Origin of the sequence: Streptomyces sp. NBC_01363 (assembly GCF_026340595.1) — a bacterium.
Classification (GTDB): domain Bacteria; phylum Actinomycetota; class Actinomycetes; order Streptomycetales; family Streptomycetaceae; genus Streptomyces.
Genome location: NZ_JAPEPF010000001.1, coordinates 674395 through 695669 on the forward strand (window position 1 = coordinate 674395; position 21275 = coordinate 695669).

Annotated in this window: 18 protein-coding genes; 5 read left to right on the top strand and 13 right to left on the bottom strand. The window is 72.4% G+C overall.

Annotated elements, in window-relative coordinates:
• Positions 1 to 192: 192 nt before the first annotated feature.
• From OG611_RS03085 to OG611_RS03095, 3 genes are all read right to left on the bottom strand, one after another.
• A complete protein-coding gene (locus tag OG611_RS03085; protein ID WP_266426300.1) occupies positions 193 to 327 on the bottom strand; it encodes a hypothetical protein in 135 nt (44 codons plus the stop codon).
• Positions 328 to 724: 397 nt separating this feature from the next.
• Positions 725 to 1384: a DUF3017 domain-containing protein gene (locus OG611_RS03090; RefSeq protein WP_266415277.1), complete on the bottom strand. Its 660-nt coding sequence runs from the start codon at positions 1382 to 1384 to the stop codon at positions 725 to 727.
• Between the two features lie 29 nt (positions 1385 to 1413).
• Positions 1414 to 2277 (bottom strand): bifunctional methylenetetrahydrofolate dehydrogenase/methenyltetrahydrofolate cyclohydrolase, encoded by an 864-nt coding sequence (locus OG611_RS03095; RefSeq protein ID WP_266415279.1) that lies wholly within the window; start codon positions 2275 to 2277, stop codon positions 1414 to 1416.
• Positions 2278 to 2502: 225 nt separating this feature from the next.
• On the opposite strand from OG611_RS03095, the gene OG611_RS03100 reads away from it, so the two are divergent.
• Positions 2503 to 3279: an RDD family protein gene (locus tag OG611_RS03100; RefSeq protein WP_266415281.1), complete on the top strand. Its 777-nt coding sequence runs from the start codon at positions 2503 to 2505 to the stop codon at positions 3277 to 3279.
• Positions 3280 to 3392: 113 nt separating this feature from the next.
• On the opposite strand, the gene purH is transcribed toward OG611_RS03100, so the two are convergent.
• Positions 3393 to 4946, bottom strand: coding sequence for a bifunctional phosphoribosylaminoimidazolecarboxamide formyltransferase/IMP cyclohydrolase (gene purH / locus OG611_RS03105; RefSeq protein ID WP_266415283.1), 1554 nt, complete (start codon positions 4944 to 4946; stop codon positions 3393 to 3395).
• Positions 4933 to 5589 carry a phosphoribosylglycinamide formyltransferase gene (gene purN, locus OG611_RS03110; protein WP_266415284.1) on the bottom strand — a complete coding sequence of 219 codons (657 nt, stop codon included), beginning with the start codon at positions 5587 to 5589 and terminating at the stop codon, positions 4933 to 4935. The genes purH and purN overlap by 14 nt, the downstream gene beginning before the upstream one ends.
• Before the next feature lie 319 nt (positions 5590 to 5908).
• Between purN and OG611_RS03115 the strand changes: the two genes are divergently transcribed.
• Positions 5909 to 6799 (top strand): hypothetical protein, encoded by an 891-nt coding sequence (locus tag OG611_RS03115; protein ID WP_266415286.1) that lies wholly within the window; start codon positions 5909 to 5911, stop codon positions 6797 to 6799.
• Here OG611_RS03115 and OG611_RS03120 read toward each other — a convergent pair.
• On the bottom strand, positions 6789 to 8495 hold the full coding sequence (locus OG611_RS03120) for a DUF6350 family protein (RefSeq protein WP_266415288.1): 1707 nt from the start codon (positions 8493 to 8495) through the stop codon (positions 6789 to 6791). The genes OG611_RS03115 and OG611_RS03120 overlap by 11 nt on opposite strands.
• A gap of 125 nt (positions 8496 to 8620) precedes the next feature.
• On the opposite strand from OG611_RS03120, the gene OG611_RS03125 reads away from it, so the two are divergent.
• A complete protein-coding gene (locus OG611_RS03125) occupies positions 8621 to 9994 on the top strand; it encodes a helix-turn-helix domain-containing protein (protein WP_266415290.1) in 1374 nt (457 codons plus the stop codon).
• Positions 9995 to 10133: 139 nt separating this feature from the next.
• Here OG611_RS03125 and sucD read toward each other — a convergent pair whose 3' ends face one another.
• From sucD to OG611_RS03155, 6 genes are all read right to left on the bottom strand, one after another.
• Complete coding sequence (gene sucD / locus OG611_RS03130; protein WP_266415292.1) at positions 10134 to 11018, bottom strand: succinate--CoA ligase subunit alpha; 885 nt, start codon at positions 11016 to 11018, stop codon at positions 10134 to 10136.
• A 21-nt stretch (positions 11019 to 11039) separates the two neighbouring features.
• Positions 11040 to 12221, bottom strand: a complete 1182-nt coding sequence (gene sucC / locus OG611_RS03135) for an ADP-forming succinate--CoA ligase subunit beta (protein WP_072486624.1) — start codon at positions 12219 to 12221, stop codon at positions 11040 to 11042.
• A 241-nt stretch (positions 12222 to 12462) separates the two neighbouring features.
• Positions 12463 to 13749 (bottom strand): VWA domain-containing protein, encoded by a 1287-nt coding sequence (locus tag OG611_RS03140; RefSeq protein ID WP_266415295.1) that lies wholly within the window; start codon positions 13747 to 13749, stop codon positions 12463 to 12465.
• On the bottom strand, positions 13746 to 16226 hold the full coding sequence (locus tag OG611_RS03145) for a DUF5682 family protein (RefSeq protein ID WP_266415296.1): 2481 nt from the start codon (positions 16224 to 16226) through the stop codon (positions 13746 to 13748). The genes OG611_RS03140 and OG611_RS03145 overlap by 4 nt, the downstream gene beginning before the upstream one ends.
• The gene (locus OG611_RS03150) at positions 16223 to 17335 is read right to left on the bottom strand and encodes an AAA family ATPase (RefSeq protein WP_266415297.1); all 1113 of its coding nucleotides are present in this window, start codon (positions 17333 to 17335) and stop codon (positions 16223 to 16225) included. Before OG611_RS03150 ends, OG611_RS03145 begins: the two co-directional genes overlap by 4 nt.
• 111 nt (positions 17336 to 17446) lie before the next feature.
• Positions 17447 to 17581 carry a hypothetical protein gene (locus OG611_RS03155; protein WP_266415298.1) on the bottom strand — a complete coding sequence of 45 codons (135 nt, stop codon included), beginning with the start codon at positions 17579 to 17581 and terminating at the stop codon, positions 17447 to 17449.
• A gap of 86 nt (positions 17582 to 17667) precedes the next feature.
• On the opposite strand from OG611_RS03155, the gene OG611_RS03160 reads away from it, so the two are divergent.
• Positions 17668 to 19077 (top strand): SWIM zinc finger family protein, encoded by a 1410-nt coding sequence (locus OG611_RS03160; protein WP_266415299.1) that lies wholly within the window; start codon positions 17668 to 17670, stop codon positions 19075 to 19077.
• 22 nt (positions 19078 to 19099) lie between these two features.
• Entirely contained in the window at positions 19100 to 20692 is a 1593-nt protein-coding gene (locus OG611_RS03165) for a DUF5691 domain-containing protein (RefSeq protein ID WP_266415300.1), read from the top strand.
• Positions 20693 to 20769: 77 nt separating this feature from the next.
• On the opposite strand, the gene OG611_RS03170 is transcribed toward OG611_RS03165, so the two are convergent.
• Entirely contained in the window at positions 20770 to 21183 is a 414-nt protein-coding gene (locus OG611_RS03170; RefSeq protein WP_266415302.1) for a cobalamin B12-binding domain-containing protein, read from the bottom strand.
• Between the last annotated feature and the right edge of the window lie 92 nt (positions 21184 to 21275).

Below are 21275 nucleotides of genomic sequence, written 5' to 3' on the forward strand. Positions count from 1 at the left end.
TGGCCCCTGGTGCTGGACATCCCTGAATCTTGATGTGAAGAGATATCCAGCGATCAGGCTATCCGACCCGGAACCTCCCGGCCGCCCTGCCCCCTGTGGCACCGCACACAACCCGTCACACAGCGCTCACCCGGCCGAATCCCGGTCACCCGGGAGACGTCGGCCCGGTGACGGCGCCCGTACGGCCTGCGGTCAGCGCCCCGGCCCGGTCAGCAGCAGCACCGCGGCGATGCTCAGCCCTCTGCGGTCGACGAGCCTGCGCAGCCGACCGGCGAACTCCCTGACCTGTGGATCGAGTCCATCCGACAGCGCCTTCCAACGAGGCATTGCTTCCTCTTGCCCGGATCCGGTGATCCCTCCGTTCCGGACTGCCCAGGAGCGGCCACGGCCCCAGGGCGACGGGGCGTCGATACGGGGCGTACGGGGGCGTACGCGACCTCGCACCCGGCTGCCGCGCGCCCCGGGCCCACGCCCCGGGTCCGGATCTCCGTTGCCTGACGATCACACGGTGGCGGAATGGTCACTTCCGTGCCACAGGCCACAGGCATCCCTTGAACCGCCTCACCCCGTCGACCAGGCTGAAGTCCGGACGGGGCAAGGCCGCTCAAGTCACCGCATTCCGGGGCATTTACGTTCCGGTGGGCCCCGATACCGGTGTCCGTCCCTTCTCGGGGGAGGGGACGGGCACCGCTTCCGAGCGGCGCACCCGGCCGTGCGGGCGGGCTCAGCGGATGGTGAAGTGGACCGCCTGTTCCAGGAATGGAATGTCCAGCCACGGCTTGGGCTGCGCCACCAGCGCGAGCATCACGATGAGGAAGCCGAGCAGCCCGTACGTCACCAGGTCGGTGAAGCGGGAACGTACCGCCAGCATGCCCACCGACGGCACCACGAGCCGCAGCACGGCACCGCCGATGAGGGCGGCGCCGATGAGCATCGTGCCGACCCGGAAGGCCTCGGCGAACGGATCGACCGCCACGATCAGCAGCCCGATCCCGGCCGTGCAGAGCACGGCGAGCAGCGGCCACTGACGGGCCGGTGCGGGTGCGTCCCCGGACGCGGCCCGGCCACCGCCCTCGGGACGCGCGGTGTCCCGGGTGAGCGACGGAAACCGCCGCGACGGCCGCGTACCGCCTGCCGCCGCCTCACCGGCGGCGCCGTCACGGGTCGCGGCCTCGGCCTGATCCGAGGCGGCCTCGCCGGAAGTCGCCTCGTCCGCAGCCTCGTGCGCCGTCCCCTCGTCCGCGGTCTCGTCCGTCGTCCCCTTGCCGGCCGTCCCCTCGTCCGCCGTCGCTTCATCCGCGCCCGGCGCGTCCGCGCGCGGCGGCACCTCGGACGGGCCGCCCGCCTCGGCGGCCGGGTCGGCCGGACTCGTACCAGCACCCATGGGGTTCCTTCCGGATCGGGTCGGCCGGCTCAGACGGCGCCGGCCGCGTCGCGCTCGGCCGCCTCGACCACGTTGACGAGCAGCTGGGCGCGGGTCATCGGGCCGACACCACCGGGGTTCGGGGAGATCCAGGCGGCGACCTCGGCCACGCCCGGGTGGACGTCCCCGACGATCTTGCCGTTCTCGTCCCGGCTGACGCCGACGTCGAGCACGGCGGCGCCCGGCTTCACGTCCTCGGGCTTGATGATGTGCGGCACCCCGGCGGCGGCGACGATGATGTCGGCCTGCCTGAGGTGGGCGGAGAGGTCACGCGTACCGGTGTGGCACTGGGTGACGGTGGCGTTCTCGGACTTACGGGTCAGCAGCAGCGGGATGGAACGGCCGATGGTGACACCGCGGCCGACGACCACGACATGTGCCCCGTTGATCTCCACGTCGTGGTGGCGGAGCAGCTGGACGACGCCCTGCGGGGTGCAGGGCAGCGGGCCCGTCTCGTTGAGCACGAGCCGGCCGAGGCTCATCGGGTGGAGGCCGTCGGCGTCCTTGGCCGGGTCCATCAGCTCCAGGACGCGGTTGGTGTCGATCCCCTTGGGGAGAGGGAGCTGCACGATGTACCCCGTGCACTCGGGGTTGGCGTTGAGTTCCCGTACGACGTCCTCGATCTCCTCCTGGGTGGCGGTGTCGGGGAGTTCGCGCTGGATCGAGCCGATGCCGACCTGGGCGCAGTCACGGTGCTTGCCGTTCACGTACCACCGGCTGCCCGGGTCGTCCCCGACGAGCAGGGTTCCCAGGCCAGGGGTGATGCCCTGTGCCTTGAGGGCCGCCACGCGGACGGTGAGATCGGACTTGATCGCGGCTGCGGTGGCCTTGCCATCGAGAATCTGGGCAGTCATGTCCCCATACTCGCGGATGACCCCGCCCGCATACCAATTCGGGCGTCGGCGGTGGGCACGAGGTTGCACTTGCGCAACATCCACCAGCCGCGACTGGACAAACTTATGTTCTGCTTATAACGATTATGGCCGCAGTGCCGCAGAAGTACCGGGGGGCGGACCACTGACCTTTCTTTCCTCCGTGCGGCCGCATCGTCCCCGCACGCACGTTGGAGGAACGCCCAGATGAGTTTCGGCGACCCGAACCCGAATCCGAACAACCCGTACGGCCAGCAGCCGAACCAGCCGCCGCAGGGTCAGCCCGGTTACGGCTACCCGCAGCAGGCGCCGCAGGGCGTACCGCCGCAGCAGGGTCAGCCGGGCTACGGCTACCCGCAGCAGGGCCAGCCCCCGCAGGGTCAGCCGGGTTACGGCTACCCGCAGCAGCAGCCGGGCGGCACCCTCCAGGCCAACAACGGCTACATCAACGTCGCGGGCCTCGGCACCGTCGAGCTCGCCACGATGGGGCGCCGCCTGGGCGCGCGTGCGCTGGACGGTGTCGCGTACGGCATCCTCTACTTGATCTTCTCGGCGATCGGCGTCGCGAGCCTCGTGGGCGCCTCGAAGTCCATAGACGACTGCAGCGGCACCGAGTACGGCACCGCTGCCTACACCCAGTGCATGAACGACGCGACCGACGCCAGCGTCGGCATCGTCGCGGGCTTCTTCGGCTTCATCGCCGTGTTCGCGCTGATCGCGCTGCTCTACGAATGGCTGATGGTCTCCATCTGGGGCGCCACGCTCGGCAAGATGGTCCTCAACGTCAAGGTCGTCAAGGAGAGCACCGGCCAGGCCCCCGGTCTGGGTGCGGGCTTCATCCGCTGGATCATCCCGATGGTCGGCTCGCTCTTCTGCGGTCTCGGCACGCTGCTGGTCTACCTCTCCCCCTTCTTCGACAACTCGGGCAAGCTCCAGGGCTGGCACGACCGCGCCGGCAGCACGATCGTCATCAAGACGAAGTGAGCACGCTGAAGGTGTAACCACCCTCACCGCATGCCGAAGGCCGCCAATTCCCCACTCGTTCCAGGGAATTGGCGGCCTTCCGCCTTACCCGGGCTGCCCGGGTGCGACTCGTGTCAGTGGAAGAAGTGCCGCGTCCCCGTGAAGTACATCGTCACGCCCGCCTTCTTCGCGGCCTCGACCACCAGCTCGTCGCGGACCGAACCGCCCGGCTGGGCCACGGCCCTGACGCCCGCGGCGGTCAGGATCTCCAGCCCGTCCGGGAACGGGAAGAACGCGTCGGAGGCGGCGTACGATCCGCGCGCACGCTCCTCGCCCGCCCGCTCGACGGCCAGCTTCGCGGAGTCGACGCGGTTGACCTGGCCCATGCCGACGCCGACCGAGGCGCCGTCCTTGGCGAGCAGGATCGCGTTGGACTTGACCGCGCGACAGGCCTTCCACGCGAAGGCGAGCTCCTTCAGCTCGTCCGCGGTCAGGGCCTCACCGGTGGCGAGGGTCCAGTTGGCCGGGTCGTCGCCCTCGGCCTGGAGGCGGTCGGTGACCTGGAGCAGCGCACCGCCGTCGATCGGCTTCACCTCGACCGGGGCGGTCGGGGCGTCGGGGCAGCGCAGCACGCGGATGTTCTTCTTGCGGGCCAGGATCTCGACCGCGCCGTCCTCGTACGCCGGGGCGACGATGACCTCGGTGAAGATCTCCGCGACCTGCTCGGCCATGGCGACGGTCACCGGACGGTTGACGGCGATGACACCGCCGAAGGCCGACAGCGGGTCGCAGGCGTGCGCGTTGCGGTGCGCCTCGGCGACGTCGTCGGCGATCGCGATGCCGCACGGGTTGGCGTGCTTGATGATCGCGACGCACGGCTCGGCGTGGTCGTACGCGGCCCGGCGCGCGGCGTCGGTGTCCGTGTAGTTGTTGTACGACATCTCCTTGCCGTGCAGCTGCTCCGCCTCGGCCAGGCCGCCGGCGCCGGAGGTGTACAGCGCGGCGGGCTGGTGCGGGTTCTCGCCGTACCGCAGGACGTTCTTCCGCTCGTACGTCGTGCCGAAGAAGTCGGGGAAGCCCGAGTCGTCGGCGGCGGCGTAGTCGTCCGCGAACCAGGAGGCCACGGCCACGTCGTACGCGGCGGTGTGCTGGAACGCCTCGGCGGCCAGGCGCTTGCGGGCGGTCAGGTCGAAGCCGCCCGCCTTGACCGCGGCGAGGACGTCGGCGTACCGCTCGGGGCTGGTGACGACGGCCACGGACGGGTGGTTCTTCGCGGCGGCGCGGACCATGGACGGGCCGCCGATGTCGATCTGCTCCACGCACTCGTCGGCGGAGGCGCCGGAGGCGACGGTCTCCTTGAACGGGTAGAGGTTGACGACCACCAGGTCGAACGGCTCCACGCCCAGCTCGGCGAGCTGCTCGCGGTGGGCGTCCAGACGGAGGTCGGCGAGGATGCCGGCGTGGACGCGCGGGTGCAGCGTCTTGACGCGGCCGTCGAGGCACTCGGGGAAGCCGGTGAGCTCCTCGACCTTGGTGACCGGGACCCCGGCGGCGGCGATCTTCCCGGCGGTGGAGCCGGTGGAGACGAGCTCGACACCCGCCTCGTGCAGACCGCGGGCGAGGTCCTCCAGCCCCGTCTTGTCGTAGACACTGACCAGGGCGCGACGGATGGGCTTATTCACCGACATGACCGAGATGAACCTTTCGTCCCTCAATGCGATAGCCGTCACGGGCGAGCCGCCCCACGGCCTCGACGAGCAGCTTGCGCTCGATTTCCTTGATGCGTTCGTGGAGAGCGGCTTCGCCCTCCGCCGTGTCCTCCTCGGTCACCTCGACCACGCTCTGCGCGATGATCGGACCGGTGTCGACGCCGTCGTCGACGAAGTGGACGGTGCACCCGGTGACCTTCACGCCGTGCGCGAGCGCGTCACGCACCCCGTGGGCACCGGGAAAGCTGGGGAGCAGGGCGGGGTGGGTGTTGATGAACCGGCCGCCGAACCGGGCGAGGAACTCCTTGCCCACGATCTTCATGAACCCCGCGGACACCACGAGGTCCGGGCGGTACCCGGCCGTCTCGGCCGCGAGTGCCGCGTCCCATTCCTCACGGGTGGCATGGTCCTTGACCCTGCACACGAAGGTCGGCAGTCCGGCGCGCTCCGCCCGTTCCAGGCCGACGATGCCGGAGCGGTCCGCGCCGACCGCGACGATCTGTGCGCCGAAGCCCTCGGGGTCGTCACCGATGGCGTCGAGCAGGGCTTGAAGGTTCGTACCCGAACCGGAGACCAGCACGACCAGGCGTGCCGGGGCGGTGGAGGGGGGCGGGGAGGCCACGGCTGGGCCCTTTCTCGCGTGGTGAAGCTGAGCGACGCTGATTTGTATGGTCGTACGAAAGAACTGAGCCCCTCGATACGGGGAACTCTACGAACCAGCCGACCGTCAGCAACGATACCGGCACCTCGGGGGACCCCCACGGGACGGGGGTGGGCGGCCGCCGGCCCGGCTCCGCGGTGGAGGAGCGGGTCCGGCTGACGGATATCGGCCGTTCGGGCCCCGCTCCCAGCTTTCGGCCCCTCCTGGCCGGGAGGTAGCGTCAGGGGACAGCGAACCGTCCGCAGGGCGGAAATGACGAGATGGGGAAGACGTTCACCACATGCCGGACCGACGCCGCCGCACCGCCTTCCGCCATCCGCTGCCCGAGCGGACCTCACTGCTGATGCGGGAACGCCAGTCCCCCACGGGCTCTTCCTCTTCCTCCTCCTCTTCCGGCCAGGGGGACGACAACCCGTTCGCCGCGCCGCCCGAGAACCGGCCCGACCAGCCCTGGCAGCCCCGCCGACCCTCGAACACCGGAAACGGGAACGGCCAGGGCAACGGCGACGGCGACGGATCCCCCGAGGGCGGCTCCTCCGACGACCGCCCGGTCTGGGGCGGCCAGTGGAGCAGCCGGCAGCCCGGTCGCCAGAGCGGCGGCTTCGGCGGCCGCCCCGGAGGCCAGGGCGGGCCGAACGGCCAGGGCGGGCCCGAGGGCAGCCCCGGCGGGCTGCGCTGGGACCCGACCGACCCCGCCCAGCGCCGCGCGCGCTACGCTCTGCTGTCCGGCATGTGGGCCTTCTTCTTCGCGCTCTTCGACTTCCCGGAGATCGCCCTGCTGCTCGGCGCACTCGCCGTGTACTGGGCGATCAGCTCGCTCCGGTCGAAGCCGAAGAGCGCGTCCGCCACGGCGGCCACGGGCTCCGGCCAGGTGTCCGGCCCGGCTCGGGCATCCGGTCCCGACCGGGCGCCGGGTTCCGCTCCGGCACCCGGATCCGTACGCGGCACCCCCGCGGCCCCGGGCAGCAGCAGGCAGCAGACCACGGCCGCGGTCAGCGGTCTGGTGACGGCGCTGCTCGCGCTCTCGATCGTCGCGACGACCTTTACGGTGCAGCTCGTCTACCGCGACTACTACACCTGCGTGAACGACGCCCTGACCAAGGCCGGGCAGCTGTCCTGCAACGACCAGCTGCCGAAGCCGCTGGAGCCCTTCTTCGGCGTCAAGAACTAGGGTCTTCCGTCCCGGACGGCCCGGCCTCCTCCGGCCGGGCCGTCCGCTCGTGCCAGGGGCCGGTCGGCAGGAAGTCGTACGGCGCGAAGCCCTCGTCCGGGGCGGGCGTGCGGGCGGCGGGCGACGCGGGCGCCGACACGGCGCCGACCGCGAGGGAAGCCGCGACGGGCGCGCTCTCCGGGGAGCCCGCCGGCGGCGCGCACTCGTCTCCCGGCACCGGCCCGGCCGCCTCGTCGCCGCCCCGGCGTCCCGAGCGCCGCCACCACCGCCGACCGCCACCGCTCGAATCCGGCGACGCCTCCCCGGATTCGGACACCGACTCCGCCTCCGCGGTCTTCCCCGGCGCCGCGACGCCGGATGCCTCGGCCCCGTACGCCGCTTCCTCCCCCTCCGCCGTCACCGGCGCCGCGCCCACCCGCCACCACGCGCCCCCGCCGCGCTCCCCCAGCCGCAAGGCCCGGAGCACCAACGCCCCGGGGACACCGATCAGCGCCGTCCACACCAGGGCCGCCGCACCCGTGAACCACCACACCGGCCCGAACTCCGCCAGCGCCCGGGTACCGAGGGGGCCCCCGGCCACCGTCGCGAGCACCGCCATGCCGGCCCCGCACCCCACCGCCGCCAGGGCGGCCGCCAGCGCGGTCTCCCGCAGGCTCCACACCTCCTCGCGTGCGGCGTGCGGGGGCGCGGCCCGCCGCACCGTGAACCAGGCGATCGTCACCCCGGCCGCGACCGGCACCACGAGGGCCGACCAGTTCAGGGCCGTTCCCGGGCCTTCGGCGGGCACCGCGGCCAGCAACGGGAAGCCGGGCAGCGCCGGGCGCCCCGAGAAGGCGAGCGGGGTGACCGTGGACGCCGTACCGAGGGCGAACCCCGGCCCGAGTCCGTACGCCGCACCCCATACCGCCGCGTTCGGCACCAGCACCAGCGCGAGCAGGAGCACCGCGACCCGGCCCGCCCAGGTGCCCGAGAGCTGGACGAACGACTGCTGGGCGGGCTGCGCATGCCACACCAGCGCCACCGCGACCAGCAGCGCCCCGCCGCCGAGCAGCACCGTCACCCCGGCCGCCGCCGACCGGCACACCGTCCCCGCGCGTTCCCGGAACCGGCTGTGCGCCAGCGCCTCGTGCAGGCTCACCGGCGCCCAGGACGGCAGCGGCCCGACCGGGCGCCCGGCCGCCGTCCAGACCCCTGCCGCCGCCGCACCCGCCACCACGACGGCCGACGGGAAGAGCAGCGACGGCGCGTGCACGGACAGCGGACCGTCCCACCCGTAGCCCGCGACAGCCGCCCCGACCAGCAGATATCCACCGACGACCATGACGAACGCGCCCACCTCGGAAAGTGCCGGACGCCCTTCGTCCGGCACCAGGGCGTCCCGCGCCGCACGGTGCACCAGCCACACCGGGACCACGGTGAGCAGCAGCGGAACGAGGCCCACCGGGGCGGGGACCCCGCTGAGCGTGTCGGCTCTGATCAGCTCGGCGCCATGGGCGAGCAGCCAGAGCCCGGCCGCCGCATGCAGCGCACCGCCGGGACTGCTGTCGGGCGTCGGGGAGCTGATCCACAGCGCCATGACGAGGACGGCGATCGAGCCCAGTCCCAGCCCGGCCGCAACCGCTCCACGCAGAAGGGCGAAGGCCAGCACGGCGGACCGGCCCTGCTCTGCCGACAACGACGGGCTGTTTTCGGTCACTTGGGTCACAGGGCAATGTTCCCAACGACACGCGCTTATTCCGCGTAACGGGCGAATGACCGTTGTGTCGCTCAATATACATTTATGTACTTTTCTACCCGGTGCAGCTCCACGGGGGGTCCTTCATGACGCAGGGTTCGACCGACACGGCCTCTGCTCACCCGCTCCCCGCCCCCAAGGAGCGGCGCAGACTGCGTGAGGCGAAGTCACTGAGTGAAGAGCAGGTCGCGACGGCCGTGGGCGTCACCCGTGCGACGGTCCGGTCCTGGGAGACCGGCCGCACCACGCCCCGGGGGCGGAAACGCGAGGCATACGCCAGGCTGATCAACGGTGGCCGGACGAACCCTCAGGCCACGCCACCGAGCGCCCGGACCAAACCGGCCGCTCCGAACACCCGGCCGAAGGCCGCCGTCAAACGTGCGGCCCGCCCGACGGCACCGACGTCGGTCGCGAGGCTGTCCAAGCCGGTGACGTCCACGAAACCGCCATCGCGTCCGCCGGCCCCCGTCGAAGCCACCGGGAGCACCGCCATGGCCCCGACCGAGCCCGGCACCACCCCCGATCCGCCCGACGCCTCCGGCGCGTCCGCCACCCATGGCGCACCGATGGCATCGGCTGCCCCCGCCTCCAATGGCGTATCCGCGATGCCCGAATCGGGCCCGGGGGCCGAAGCCGCCGGGCTCTCCCCCGCCGAGGCATTCGATGCCCTGTACCAACACTCCGCCGCCGGCCTCTTCCGCCAGACGTTTCTGCTGACCGGGCGCCGGAGCCTCTCCCGGGAGTCCGTGGCGCGGGCCTACGCGCTGGCCTGGGAGCGCTGGCCGGAGGTCGCGGTGGACCGGGACCCGGTGGGCTGGGTGCGGGCCGCCGCGTACGAGTACGCCATGTCGCCGTGGCACCGCCTGCGCCGCGCCCATCGCCGGCTCGACCCGCCGCCGGCCGAACCGGGTGCGCGCGCCCTGCTCGACGCGCTGCTCGAACTGCCGCCCTCCTACCGCCGCACCCTGCTGCTCTACGACGGCGTCGGCCTGGATCTGCCGGAGACGGCGGCGGAGACGGAGGCGAGCACCCCGGCGGCGGCGGGCCGGTTGACGAACGCCCGCGCCGCGGTCGCCGAGCGGCTGCCCGAGCTGGCGGAGCCCTCGACGCCCACCGAGCAGTCGGCGCTCCTGAACGAGCGGCTCGGCACGCTCGCGTCGGCCCAGCGCGCCGAATCGCTCCCCTCGCCCCTCGTGATCCGCACGGACAGCGAGCGCAAGGCCCAGCTGTGGACCCGGGCGGCCGTCTCCTTCACGGTGCTGATCATCGGCCTGACGCTGTTCACGCTGGCGACGGCCCCGACCCGGTACGAAACGCCGGAGTCACCCGCCCAGCAGGTCGGCGGGGTACCTCCGCGAGGTGGTCCGCAGAAGCTGACGCCGCAGGACCTGAAGCTGCAGAAGCAGCTCCACGGCGAGCTCGTACGGGGTCCGGCACGGCTGACCCCCGAGGCCGGCTGAACGAACGGGCCCGCCGTTCCGCACGGACGCGACGGCGAAATGCAGAAACGGCGCGGGTCCGTACCCCTGATCGGGTACGGACCCGCGCCGTCTGTGCGGTGACGCGATACTGCGGTGCTGCTCCGGCGCGGTGGAGCGATCAGGCGCCGAGGATCTCGCGGGCCAGCTTGGCGGTCTCGGTCGGCGTCTTGCCGACCTTGACGCCGGCGGCCTCGAGGGCCTCCTTCTTCGCCTGGGCGGTGCCGGAGGAGCCGGAGACGATGGCGCCGGCGTGGCCCATGGTCTTGCCCTCGGGGGCGGTGAAGCCCGCGACGTAGCCGACGACCGGCTTGGTGACGTTGGCCTTGATGAAGTCGGCCGCACGCTCCTCGGCGTCGCCGCCGATCTCGCCGATCATCACGATCAGGTCGGTCTCGGGGTCGGCCTCGAACGCCGCGAGGGCGTCGATGTGCGTCGTACCGATGACCGGGTCGCCACCGATGCCGACGGCGGACGAGAAGCCGATGTCACGGAGCTCGTACATCATCTGGTAGGTCAGCGTGCCGGACTTGGACACGAGACCGATGCGGCCGGGCTTGGTGATGTCGCCCGGGATGATGCCGGCGTTGGACTGGCCGGGGGTGATCAGGCCGGGGCAGTTCGGGCCGATGATCCGGGTCTTGTTGCCCTTCGAACCGGCGTACGCCCAGAAGGCGGCCGAGTCGTGGACGGCGATGCCCTCGGTGATGACGACCGCGAGGGGGATCTCGGCGTCGATCGCCTCGACGACGGCGGCCTTCGCGAAGGCCGGCGGCACGAAGAGGACGGACACGTTCGCGCCGGTCTTCTCCATCGCCTCGGCGACGGAGCCGAAGACGGGTACCTCGGTGCCGTCGAAGTCGACGGAGGTGCCGGCCTTGCGCGGGTTCACGCCGCCGACGACGTTGGTGCCGTCACCGAGCATGAGCTTGGTGTGCTTCATGCCGGTGGCACCGGTCATCCCCTGGACGATGACCTTGCTGTCCTTGGTGAGGAAGATTGCCATGGTGTTGGAGTCCCTCGTCCCTTACTTCGCAGCCGCGGCGAGCTCGGCGGCCTTGTCGGCCGCGCCGTCCATGGTGTCCACGCGCTGAACCAGCGGGTGGTTGGCGTCGGAAAGGATCTTGCGACCCAGCTCCGCGTTGTTGCCGTCGAGGCGCACGACCAGCGGCTTGGTGACTTCCTCGCCCTTGGACTTGAGCAGCGCGAGCGCCTGGACGATGCCGTTGGCGACCTCGTCGCACGCGGTGATGCCACCGAAGACGTTGACGAAGACGGACTTGACGTCCGGGTCGCCGAGGATGATCTCCAGGCCGTTCGCCATGACCTCGGCGGAGGCGCCGCCACCGATGTCGAGGAAGTTGGCGGGCTTCACGTTGCCGTGGTTCTCACCGGCGTACGCGACGACGTCCAGGGTCGACATGACCAGACCGGCGCCGTTGCCGATGATGCCGACCTCGCCGTCCAGCTTGACGTAGTTGAGGTTCTTGGCCTTGGCGGCAGCCTCGAGCGGGTTGGCTGCGGCCTTGTCCTCGAGAGCCTCGTGCTCGGGCTGACGGAAGTCGGCGTTCTCGTCGAGAGACACCTTGCCGTCCAGCGCGAGGATGTCGCCGGAGGCGACCTTGGCGAGCGGGTTCACCTCGACGAGGAGCGCGTCCTCGGCGACGAAGGTGTCCCACAGCGTCACCAGGACCTCGGCGACCTTCTCTGCGACCTCGGCCGGGAACTTCGCCTGGGCGACGATCTCGCGGGCCTTCTCGATGTCGACGCCGTCGACGGCGTTGACCGGGACCTTCGCGAGGGCCTCGGGGGTCTTCTCCGCGACCTCCTCGATGTCCATGCCGCCCTGCACCGAGGCCATGGCCAGGAAGGTGCGGTTGGTGCGGTCGAGGAGGTACGAGACGTAGTACTCCTCAAGAATCTCCGGCGCGGTCTCGGCGATCATCACCTTGTGGACCGTGTGGCCCTTGATGTCCATGCCGAGGATGTCGGTCGCGCGGGCGACCGCCTCGTCGGGGGTGGCGGCCAGCTTGACGCCGCCGGCCTTGCCGCGGCCGCCGACCTTCACCTGCGCCTTGACGACAGACTTGCCGCCCAGCCGCTCGGTCGCCTCGCGGGCTGCCTCAGGCGTGTCGATGACTTCACCGGCCAGCACCGGTACACCGTGCTTGGCGAAGAGGTCCCTCGCCTGGTACTCGAACAGGTCCACGCGCGTCCGTCCCTTAATCAATGGTCTCGCGGTTCGTTTTCTGCGTGGGCGTGCCGCGAGGGGCAACGTGACTGCTCTGTCACTAGGAAGGCGCACACGGTGACCCGGGGTACGCGGCATGTCCATCTCGCAGGTTATCCCCGAGCTCCGCAGGACCCTAAATCGCAGATCGCACCTGAGCGGTGATTACGGTCACAGATCACGCCGGTGGCCGTGCGGCGGTGGGCGGAACGGCAACGTGTCACCGGCCGGCCTCCTTGTCCGGTACGGGAAGCGGCCGCTTCTCGATGGCCGCCGCCATCACCTCCGGGAAGAGGTCGGGGGTGCACGCGAAGGCCGGTGCGCCCAGAGCCCCGAGTGCCGCCGCGTGGTCGCGGTCGTAGGCGGGCGTGCCCTCGTCGGACAGCGCGAGCAGCGTCACGAACTGCACGCCGGAGGCCTTCATCGCGGCGACCCGCTTCAGCATCTCGTTGCGTATTCCGCCCTCGTAGAGGTCGCTGATGAGCACGACCACGGTGTCGGCGGGGCGGGTGATCCTCGACTGGCAGTGGGCGAGCGCGCGATTGATGTCGGTGCCGCCGCCGAGTTGGGTGCCGAAGAGTACGTCCACGGGGTCGTCGAGCTGGTCGGTGAGGTCGACCACCGCCGTGTCGAAGACGACGAGCCTGGTCCGCAGGGTTTGCATGGAGGCGAGCACGGCGCCGAAGACGGAGGCGTGGACGACGGAGGCGGCCATCGACCCCGACTGGTCGATGCAGAGGATCACGTCCTTCTTCACGGATCGGGCGGCCCGCCCGTAGCCGATTAGCCGTTCGGGGACGACGGTGCCGTACTCGGGGAGGTAGTTCTTGAGGTTGGCCCGGATGGTGCGGTCCCAGTCGATGTCGTGGTGACGGGGCCGGTTGATCTTCGCCGAACGGTCCAGCGCGCCGGTGAGCGTGGCCCGGGTGCGGGTGGCGAGCCGCTTCTCCAGATCCTCGACGACCTTGCGCACGACCGCTCTCGCGGTCTCCTTCGTCGTCTCGGGCATGGCCTTGTTGAGCGAGAGGAGCGTGCCCACGAGATGGACGTCGGCCTCGACGGCCTCCAGCATCTCCGGTTCGAGGAGCAGTGCGGCGAGACCGAGCCGGTCGATCGCGTCGCGCTGCATGACCTGGACGACGGAGCTGGGGAAGTACGTGCGGATGTCGCCGAGCCAGCGGGCCACCGAGGGGGCGGAGGCCCCGAGTCCGGCCGAGCGGCTGTTTCGGCCCCGGCTGCCGGGCCTGCCTCCGTCGCCGTACAGCGCGGTCAGCGCGCCGTCCATCGCGGCGTCGCGGCCGGTGAGGGTGCGGCCGGTGCCCTCCGCGCTGTCCGCGCCCAGGACCAGCCGCCACCGGCGCAGCCGCTCGTCGTTCGCCGGGCCGGACGGCGGGCTGGACGGCGGGCCGGTGTGCGCCGGGGACGCGGTGTCGGTCTGGGGTGGTGTGTGCGCCGGGTGCGGTGTGGTGCCGACCGTGTCCGTGATCGTGGTCGTGGTCGTGGTCATCCTGTTGCCCCCAGCGGTTCCTTGGCGTCCGTGGCTCTCCCGGCCTGCCCGGAAGGGCCGTCGCCGTCCGGGCCCGAATCGTGGTGCAGTCCGAGCAGCAGGCGCAGCACCGGCTCGACCGCGTCGGCACGGGCCTCGTCGAGCCCCGGGCCGAATCCACCTGTTGTCGTCCCGGATCCCGTGCCGGCGCCGGTGGCTACCGGTCCCCCGGCGGCCGGGCCTCGTCCCACGAGCTCGCCCAGGGTCCGCCGTACGCCCGCTTCGTACGCCGAGAAGGTGCGCCGCAGCAGCGGCAGCACGTCGGCGAAGAGGTCGGCGGGCACCCCGGTGAGCCAGGCGTCGACCAGGCCGAGCAGGCGCTCGTCGTGGACGAGCAGCATGCCGCCGCCGGCGGCTCCGCCGACGAACCCCTCGATCCACGCCGCGGCGTCGGCCGGGGGTGTGCCGGGCGAGAGGGCCAGGCCCATCAGCCGTGCCGCGTCGTCCTCCGCGAGCCGTCCTTCGTCGAGCAGCAGGCGGGTCGCGCGTCCCCGGATGCCTCCCGCGACCGTGTCCCGGGCGGCGAGCCTGTGCAGTACGGCTGTCCAGCGCTCGCGCAGTCCGTCCGCGTCCGGGCCGGCGTCGGCCTGTGCGGCGCCGGTGAGCAGCCCGATCGCGGCGTGGACCCCGTCCATCCGGCCGCGCAGTTCGTCGGCGCCGTCGGCGTCGAGCCCGGTGCAGGCGGGTGGCAGTCCGACGCAGATCCGTTCGGCGAGCCCGGCCGCGACCTCGCCGAGTGCCGCGGTGTCCGTGGACCGCACGTCGCCGTAGCGCAGGGTGCGGGCGAGGGCGGGCAGGGCGTCGGCGAGATGGCCCACATCGGCGTCGAGCGCGGCGCGGTCGGCGAGGGCCCGCATCACGACGGGGAGCGCGTCGGGCAGTTCCGCGAGGAGGCACTGCTCGGCGAGTGCCGTGACCTCGGCGAGTGCGGTCGCCGAAGCGGCCTGCGACCTGGCCTTGGCGGTCGCCGCGGAGAGCACGGTGGTGCCCCAGGTCCCGGCCTCCGCGACCTGTACGTACAGCTCGGGTTCCCAGCGCAGCCGCCAGCTCTCCCGGAAGGTGCCGGTGCTCGCCCGGCCTTCGGCGGGCTTGCCCCAGCCGACGGCGAGGACGCGCAGCCGGTGGAGCAGTCGGCTGCGGGCCGCGTCGTTGTCCTTGCGCAGGTCGAGCTCCAACTCCCGCTCCAGCGCCTCCGGTTTGAGCCGGAGCGTGCGCTGTTGGCGGGTGAGGTCGCGCTGGAGGGGCACGGCGGGGGCGGTGTCCGGCACTCGGCCGAGGGTCTCGCCGACGATCAGCCGGTCCTGTACGAGCGCGAGCGGCACGTCGGAGCCCTCGCACATCACGGCCCGGATCGCGTCGGTCGTCTCGCCCAGTCCGGCGAGCGGGCGACCACGCATGGCGGCGAGGCTGTCGGCGAGCCGGACGGCCTCGATGACATGCGCGGACGACACGAACCGGTCCTCGTCGCGCATGAGTCCGGCGACCTTCGTCATCCATCGCTCGATCGGGCGGTCCGGGGCGTCGAAGAGGTGTCCGTACCAGCCGGGCGAGTCGATGCCCGCCCCGTAACCGCTGTGCCGGGCGAGCCGCCGGTGCGACCAGGGCACCCAGGTCAGCTCGGCCTTGACCTTGGGCAGTCCCTTGAGCAGGGCGCGGTCGGCGGCGAGTGTGGTCCTCGTACCGAGCGCGGGTACGTGCCAGGCACCGCAGACGACCGCGATGTCGTCACCGAACTCCTTTCCGGCCTTGCGCAGTTGAATGCGCATATGGGCCTCCCGGACGGCGTCACGGGGGTGGCCGCCGTCGCCGTACACCTCGCGCAGGGCGGTCATCGCCTCGGCGAGCGCGGTGAACGGCTCCCGCGGGTCGACGGCTTCGCCGTCCCGGGTGCGGTGCTCGACGACGTCCTCCCACCAGCGCTCCGGGTCGTCGTAGCCCGCCGCCTCGGCGAGCACGCCGATGGGGTCGATCGGGCCCCGCGCGGCCGAGCCACCCGTATCGGGCGCGCCCTCCCCCTTCGCCCCGGTGTCCGCTCCTCCGCCTTCCGCGCCTCCTTCGCTGCCCCCGCCGTCGCCCGCTTCGCGTTCCGCGGCCTGCGTCATGGCCAGGGAATTCGCCGCGGGCAGGTCGATGAACCGGACCGGAACGCCGCGCTCGAGGGCCCAGCGGATCGCGACCCACTCGGGCGAGAACGCCGCCAGCGGCCAGAACGCCGCCTGCCCCGGGTCGTCGACGGCATGGGCGAGCAGCGCGACCGGTGGCCGCATCCGCTCGTCGGCGGCCAGCGGCAGCAGTGCGTCGGCCTCCGGGGGCCCTTCGACGAGCACGGCCCGCGGGCGGGCGGCATCCAGCGCCGCGCGGACGGCGCGGGCCGAGCCCGGTCCGTGGTGCCGCACCCCCAGCAGCAGCGGTCCCGCAGGACGTTCGGCCCGGGTCATGCGGATACCTCGCGGCAGGCGCGGTAGAAGTCCTTCCACCCGTCCCGCTCCCGGACCACCGTCTCCAGATACTCCTGCCAGACCACGCGGTCGGCCGCGGGGTCGCGGACGACCGCGCCGAGGATGCCCGCCGCCACGTCGCCGGGGCGCAGCACCCCGTCACCGAAGTGGGCGGCGAGGGCCAGGCCGTTGGTGACGACGGAGATCGCCTCGGCCGTCGACAGCGTCCCCGAGGGGGACTTGAGCTTGGTGCGGCCGTCGGCGGTGACTCCGTCGCGCAGTTCCCTGAAGACGGTGACGACGCGGCGGATCTCGGCCGTGCCGTCCGGTGCGGCCGGGAGGTCGAGCGAGCGACCGATCTGGTCGACGCGCCGGGAGACGATGTCGACCTCGGCCTCGGGCGTGGCCGGCAGCGGGAGCACGACGGTGTTGAACCGTCGGCGCAACGCGCTGGACAGCTCGTTGACCCCGCGGTCGCGGTCGTTGGCGGTGGCGATGACATTGAATCCGCGGACCGCCTGGACCTCCTGTCCCAGTTCGGGGACGGGGAGCGTCTTCTCCGACAGGATCGTGATGAGCGAGTCCTGCACATCGGCGGGGATACGGGTGAGTTCCTCGATCCGCGCGGTCATGCCGTCGGACATGGCGCGCATGAGCGGGCTGGGCACCAGGGCGTCGCGGCTGGGCCCGTGCGCGAGCAGCTGCGCGTAGTTCCACCCGTAGCGGACGGCCTCCTCCGGGGTGCCCGCCGTGCCCTGGACGAGCAGCGTCGAGTCGCCGCTGACGGCGGCGGCGAGGTGCTCCGAGACCCAGGTCTTGGCGGTGCCCGGGACGCCGAGGAGCAACAGGGCCCGATCGGTGGCGAGCGTGGTCACGGCGACTTCGACGAGACGGCGCGGGCCCACGTACTTCGGTGTGATCACGGTGCCGTCCGGCAGGGCACCACCGAGCAGGTAGGTGGCGACGGCCCACGGGGAAAGCTTCCAACGGGCGGGCCGCGGGCGGTCGTCGGCCGCGGCGAGGGCCTTCAGCTCATGGGCGAAGGCGTCCTCGGCATGCGGTCGGAGAGCCTGTACGCCGACGGCGGCAGTGGTTTCGGACACGGTCATGGATCCCCCTCCGGATCGGTCGACCCGATGTGGTTCCCACCGTGCACCATGGCACTGACAATCGGCCCGGACCGCAGGTCGGGGCCGATTCACCGGCCACGTGCGGACAGTTCAGCCGGCCACCGGCGAGACCACGCAGCCGCCCGCCGCGAGCGTGTCCTCGCCCTTCGCCTCCTTGATGACCTTGCCCTTGTGTGTGATCGAGCAGGAGACGTCGGCCCCGTTCTCGTCGACGGCGATCGGCATGACCGCGGGCGGCGTGATCCCGCGCAGCGTGACGGTGAATCAGCAGGTCAGGGCGATTGTCAGTGGTGCGCTCTACCGTCGTTCCCATGCTGCTATCTCACGGGGGAGAACCCTTGCGCACCGCCGGTCCGGTGGCGCGCTGGACGGTGGAGCAGGTACTGGCCCTCGCTCCGGACGATGCGTCACGCAAGGCGGGGAGCAAGCTCGGTTCGGCCGGTCCCTGGTCAGGCGGCGGGTGCGACGGTTCGGGGGCGGTGTGGGGGCTGTGCAAGGGGAGCGGGAGCAAGCCGTACCGGACGGCGGTCGACATCACCGGCCCCGCGTACAAGTGCAGTTGCCCCAGCCGGAAGTTCCCGTGCAAACACGCGCTGGGGCTGCTGCTGGTCTGGGCGTCGGTCGAATCGGCCCTGCCCGCGGGCGAGGTGCCGGACTGGGCCGGTGAGTGGCTGGCGGGGCGTCGCGAGCAGTCGGCCGGGAAGGCGGAGAGGGCGGAGAAGCACGCGGCGGACGGCGCCCCGGCCGCGGGCCCGGCCGATCCGGAGGCCGCCCGGCGGCGGGCCGAGCGCCGTGCCGAGCGGATCACCGGCGGCGCGCAGGAGCTGGAGGAGCGGCTGGCCGATCTGCTGCGCGGGGGGCTGGCGGCAGCCGATCAGCCGGGCTACGGGCTCTGGGAGGAGACGGCGGCCCGCATGGTCGACGCCCAGGCGCCCGGACTGGCCGCCAGGGTGCGGGAGCTGGGTTCCGTCCCGGCGTCCGGTCCGGGCTGGCCGGTGCGGCTGCTGGAGGAGTGTGCGCTGCTTCATCTGCTGGACAGCGCCTGGCTGGGGATCGACCGGCTGCCGGAACCACTGGCCGCCACGGTCCGCACGCGGGTGGGGCTGACGGCCCCCGCCGAGGGCCCGCCGGTCCGCGACCACTGGCTGGTCCTCGCGCAGTACGACACCCCGGACGGCAAGATCGTCGCGCGCCGCATCTGGCTGCACGGCAGGGACACGGGCCGCACGGCGCTGCTGCTCTCCTTCGGGGCGGCCGGGCGCTCCCCCGGGTTGGCACTGCCGGTGGGCGTCACGATCGACGCCGAGCTCACGCCCTATCCGGGTGCGGGCCGGCTGCGGGCGGAGCTGGGCAGGCAGTTCGGGGTGCCGTCGCCGGCCGGTACCCCTCCACCGGGTGACAGTGCAGCGTCAGCGATCGGCGCGTACGGACACGCCCTGCGGGAGGACCCCTGGCTGGACGCCTGGCCGGTGACACTGCGCGAGGTCGTGCCCGTGCCGTCCGGGGACGGCTGGCAACTGATGGACGCGGCGGGCGAAGCGGCTCTGCCCGTCGCCCCGCCGGCTCTGTCCCGGCCCGGTCTGTGGAAGCTCGTCGCGCTCTCCGGCGGCTCTCCGGTCACGGTCTTCGGCGAGTGCGGCCACCGCGGCTTCGACCCGTTCGCGGCCTGGTCAGCCGAAGCCGGTGACGACGCGGCGTCCGGGACCGTGCCGCTCATCTGACGTCGGATTCGAAGGGGGACCCATGCCCGGCACCACCACACCCGCTCCGTGGGAAGAGCTCGTCACCACGGCGCTTCTCGGCACCGACCGTCGCCCCGCGGGGGGAGACGGCGGGCCCGTCGGCCTGCTGGACGCGGCGGCGTTCCACACCGTACGGCGCAGGGCGGGACTTCAGCCCGCCTGCCCCGCCGCCCGGCCCGAGCCGGCGCCCGCCGACCCGCGACCGCCGCTGCCCCCGGCCGCGCGGCGCAGACTCGCCCAGCTGCTGGCGGACCGGTCGGCATCGGGCGGCTCGGGCGGCCGGCGCGGTACGGCTCCCGATCTCACGGAGCTGATCCCGCAGTGGCTGGCCACCGCCAATCAGCAGGGCTTCCGGGCCCCGGCCGTGCTGCTCCCGGCCCTGCTCGACGCGGCCAGGGCCCGTACGGACCTGCGTCCGCAGGCCCTGGCCTTCGCCGGGCCGCGCGGGCTGTGGCTGGCCGGGCTGAACCCCGAGTGGAAGTTCGCGTTGCGGGGCTCGCCAGGCGGCTCGTCGCTGCCCGGCCCGACGGAGCCGGAAGCGGTCGCCCGGCTGTGGGAGGAGGGCCTGTTCGCCGAGCGGGTCGCGCTGCTCGGGGCGGTTCGGACACACGATCGCGCCGGAGCGCTCGCCCTGCTCGCGACCACCTGGACCACTGAGCGGGCCGAGGACCGGCTGATGTTCCTCGACTCGCTGCGCACCGGACTGTCCGCGGTGGACGAGCCCTTCCTGGAACAGGCCCTCTCCGACCGCAGCCGCAATGTCCGCTCGACGGCCGCCGAACTGCTGTCCGCACTGCCGGAGTCGGCGCTCGCCGGCCGGATGGCGTCCCGCGCGCTGTCCTGTGTGAGCCCGGACCTCACCGGCGACGAGGCCTCGGTCGCCGTGGAGGCGCCGCACGAATGCGACGCCTCGATGGAGCGCGACGGAGTGGTGGCGGTGCCGCCGTCCGGGCGGGGTGAACGGTCTTGGTGGCTCGGCCAGTTGGTGGAGGCGACGCCGCTCGCCACCTGGCCGGCGCGGTTCGGTGGCCGCACCGCGCAGGAGATCGTCGGCCTTCCGGTCGCGGACGGCTGGGCCGAGGAACTGCACGCGGCATGGTGCCGGGCAACGGTGCGGCAACGGGACCCCAAGTGGGCCCGCGCACTGCTCGGCGCCCCCTCCACCTCTCCGTCGAACGGCCCCGGTACGGCGTCGCTCGCCGAACGGTCGAAGCTCCTCGGCATACTCCCCGCAGCCGAACGGGCCGGCTGGGTGGCCGACTTCATCGCCGCGCACGGGCTGTCGGAGGCCTTCCAGATCCTGGGGGTCTGCCCGACGCCCTGGGCCGAACCGCTGGGCCGCGCGGTCGTCGACGCCCTGGACATCGCCCGGGACGCGGGCAGCTACCCCTGGAGCTTCAGCGGCGTGATGGGCCTCGCCGAACGCTGCCTGAACCCGGCCGAGGCGGACCGCCTGGAGGTCCTCACCACCACCCCGGACGAACCGGAGGACGCCTCACCGGGCGCGAACGGCTACTGGTCCGAGGCCTTCCAACGGCTGGTCTCCACGTTGCGGCTGCGCGCGGCGATGGACTCGGAACTGATCCCGGCCTGACGAAACCGGCAGCGGATCGGGCCGGGACGGGACGGGTCCGGGCCGGGACGGGTCCGCACCGGGGCGGGCCCGGAGGGTCAGGCTTCGGCGGGGTGGCGGACGTTCGCGTTGACCCAGTCGACGATCGACGCCGTCGTGGCGCCCGGGGTGAAGATCTCCGCGACGCCCTGGTCCTTCAGCGGTGCGATGTCCGCCTCCGGAATGATGCCGCCGCCGAAGACCTTGATGTCCTCCGCCTCGCGCTCCTTCAGCAGCTCGATCACCTTGGCGAAGAGCGTGTTGTGCGCACCGGAGAGGATCGAGAGGCCGATCGCGTCGGCGTCCTCCTGGATCGCGGTGTCCACGATCTGCTCGGGCGTCTGGTGGAGCCCGGTGTAGATGACCTCCATACCCGCGTCGCGCAACGCCCTCGCGATCACCTTGGCCCCGCGATCATGGCCGTCCAGGCCCGGCTTCGCCACCACCACACGGATCGGACCGGTCACACCCATCACTGCCTCCACATGCGTCTCCCGTGCCTGAAGGGCCAGGGATGTGAACGAACGTTATCTACAGCATCCCGCAAGCCGCCGTTTCGCGGTGG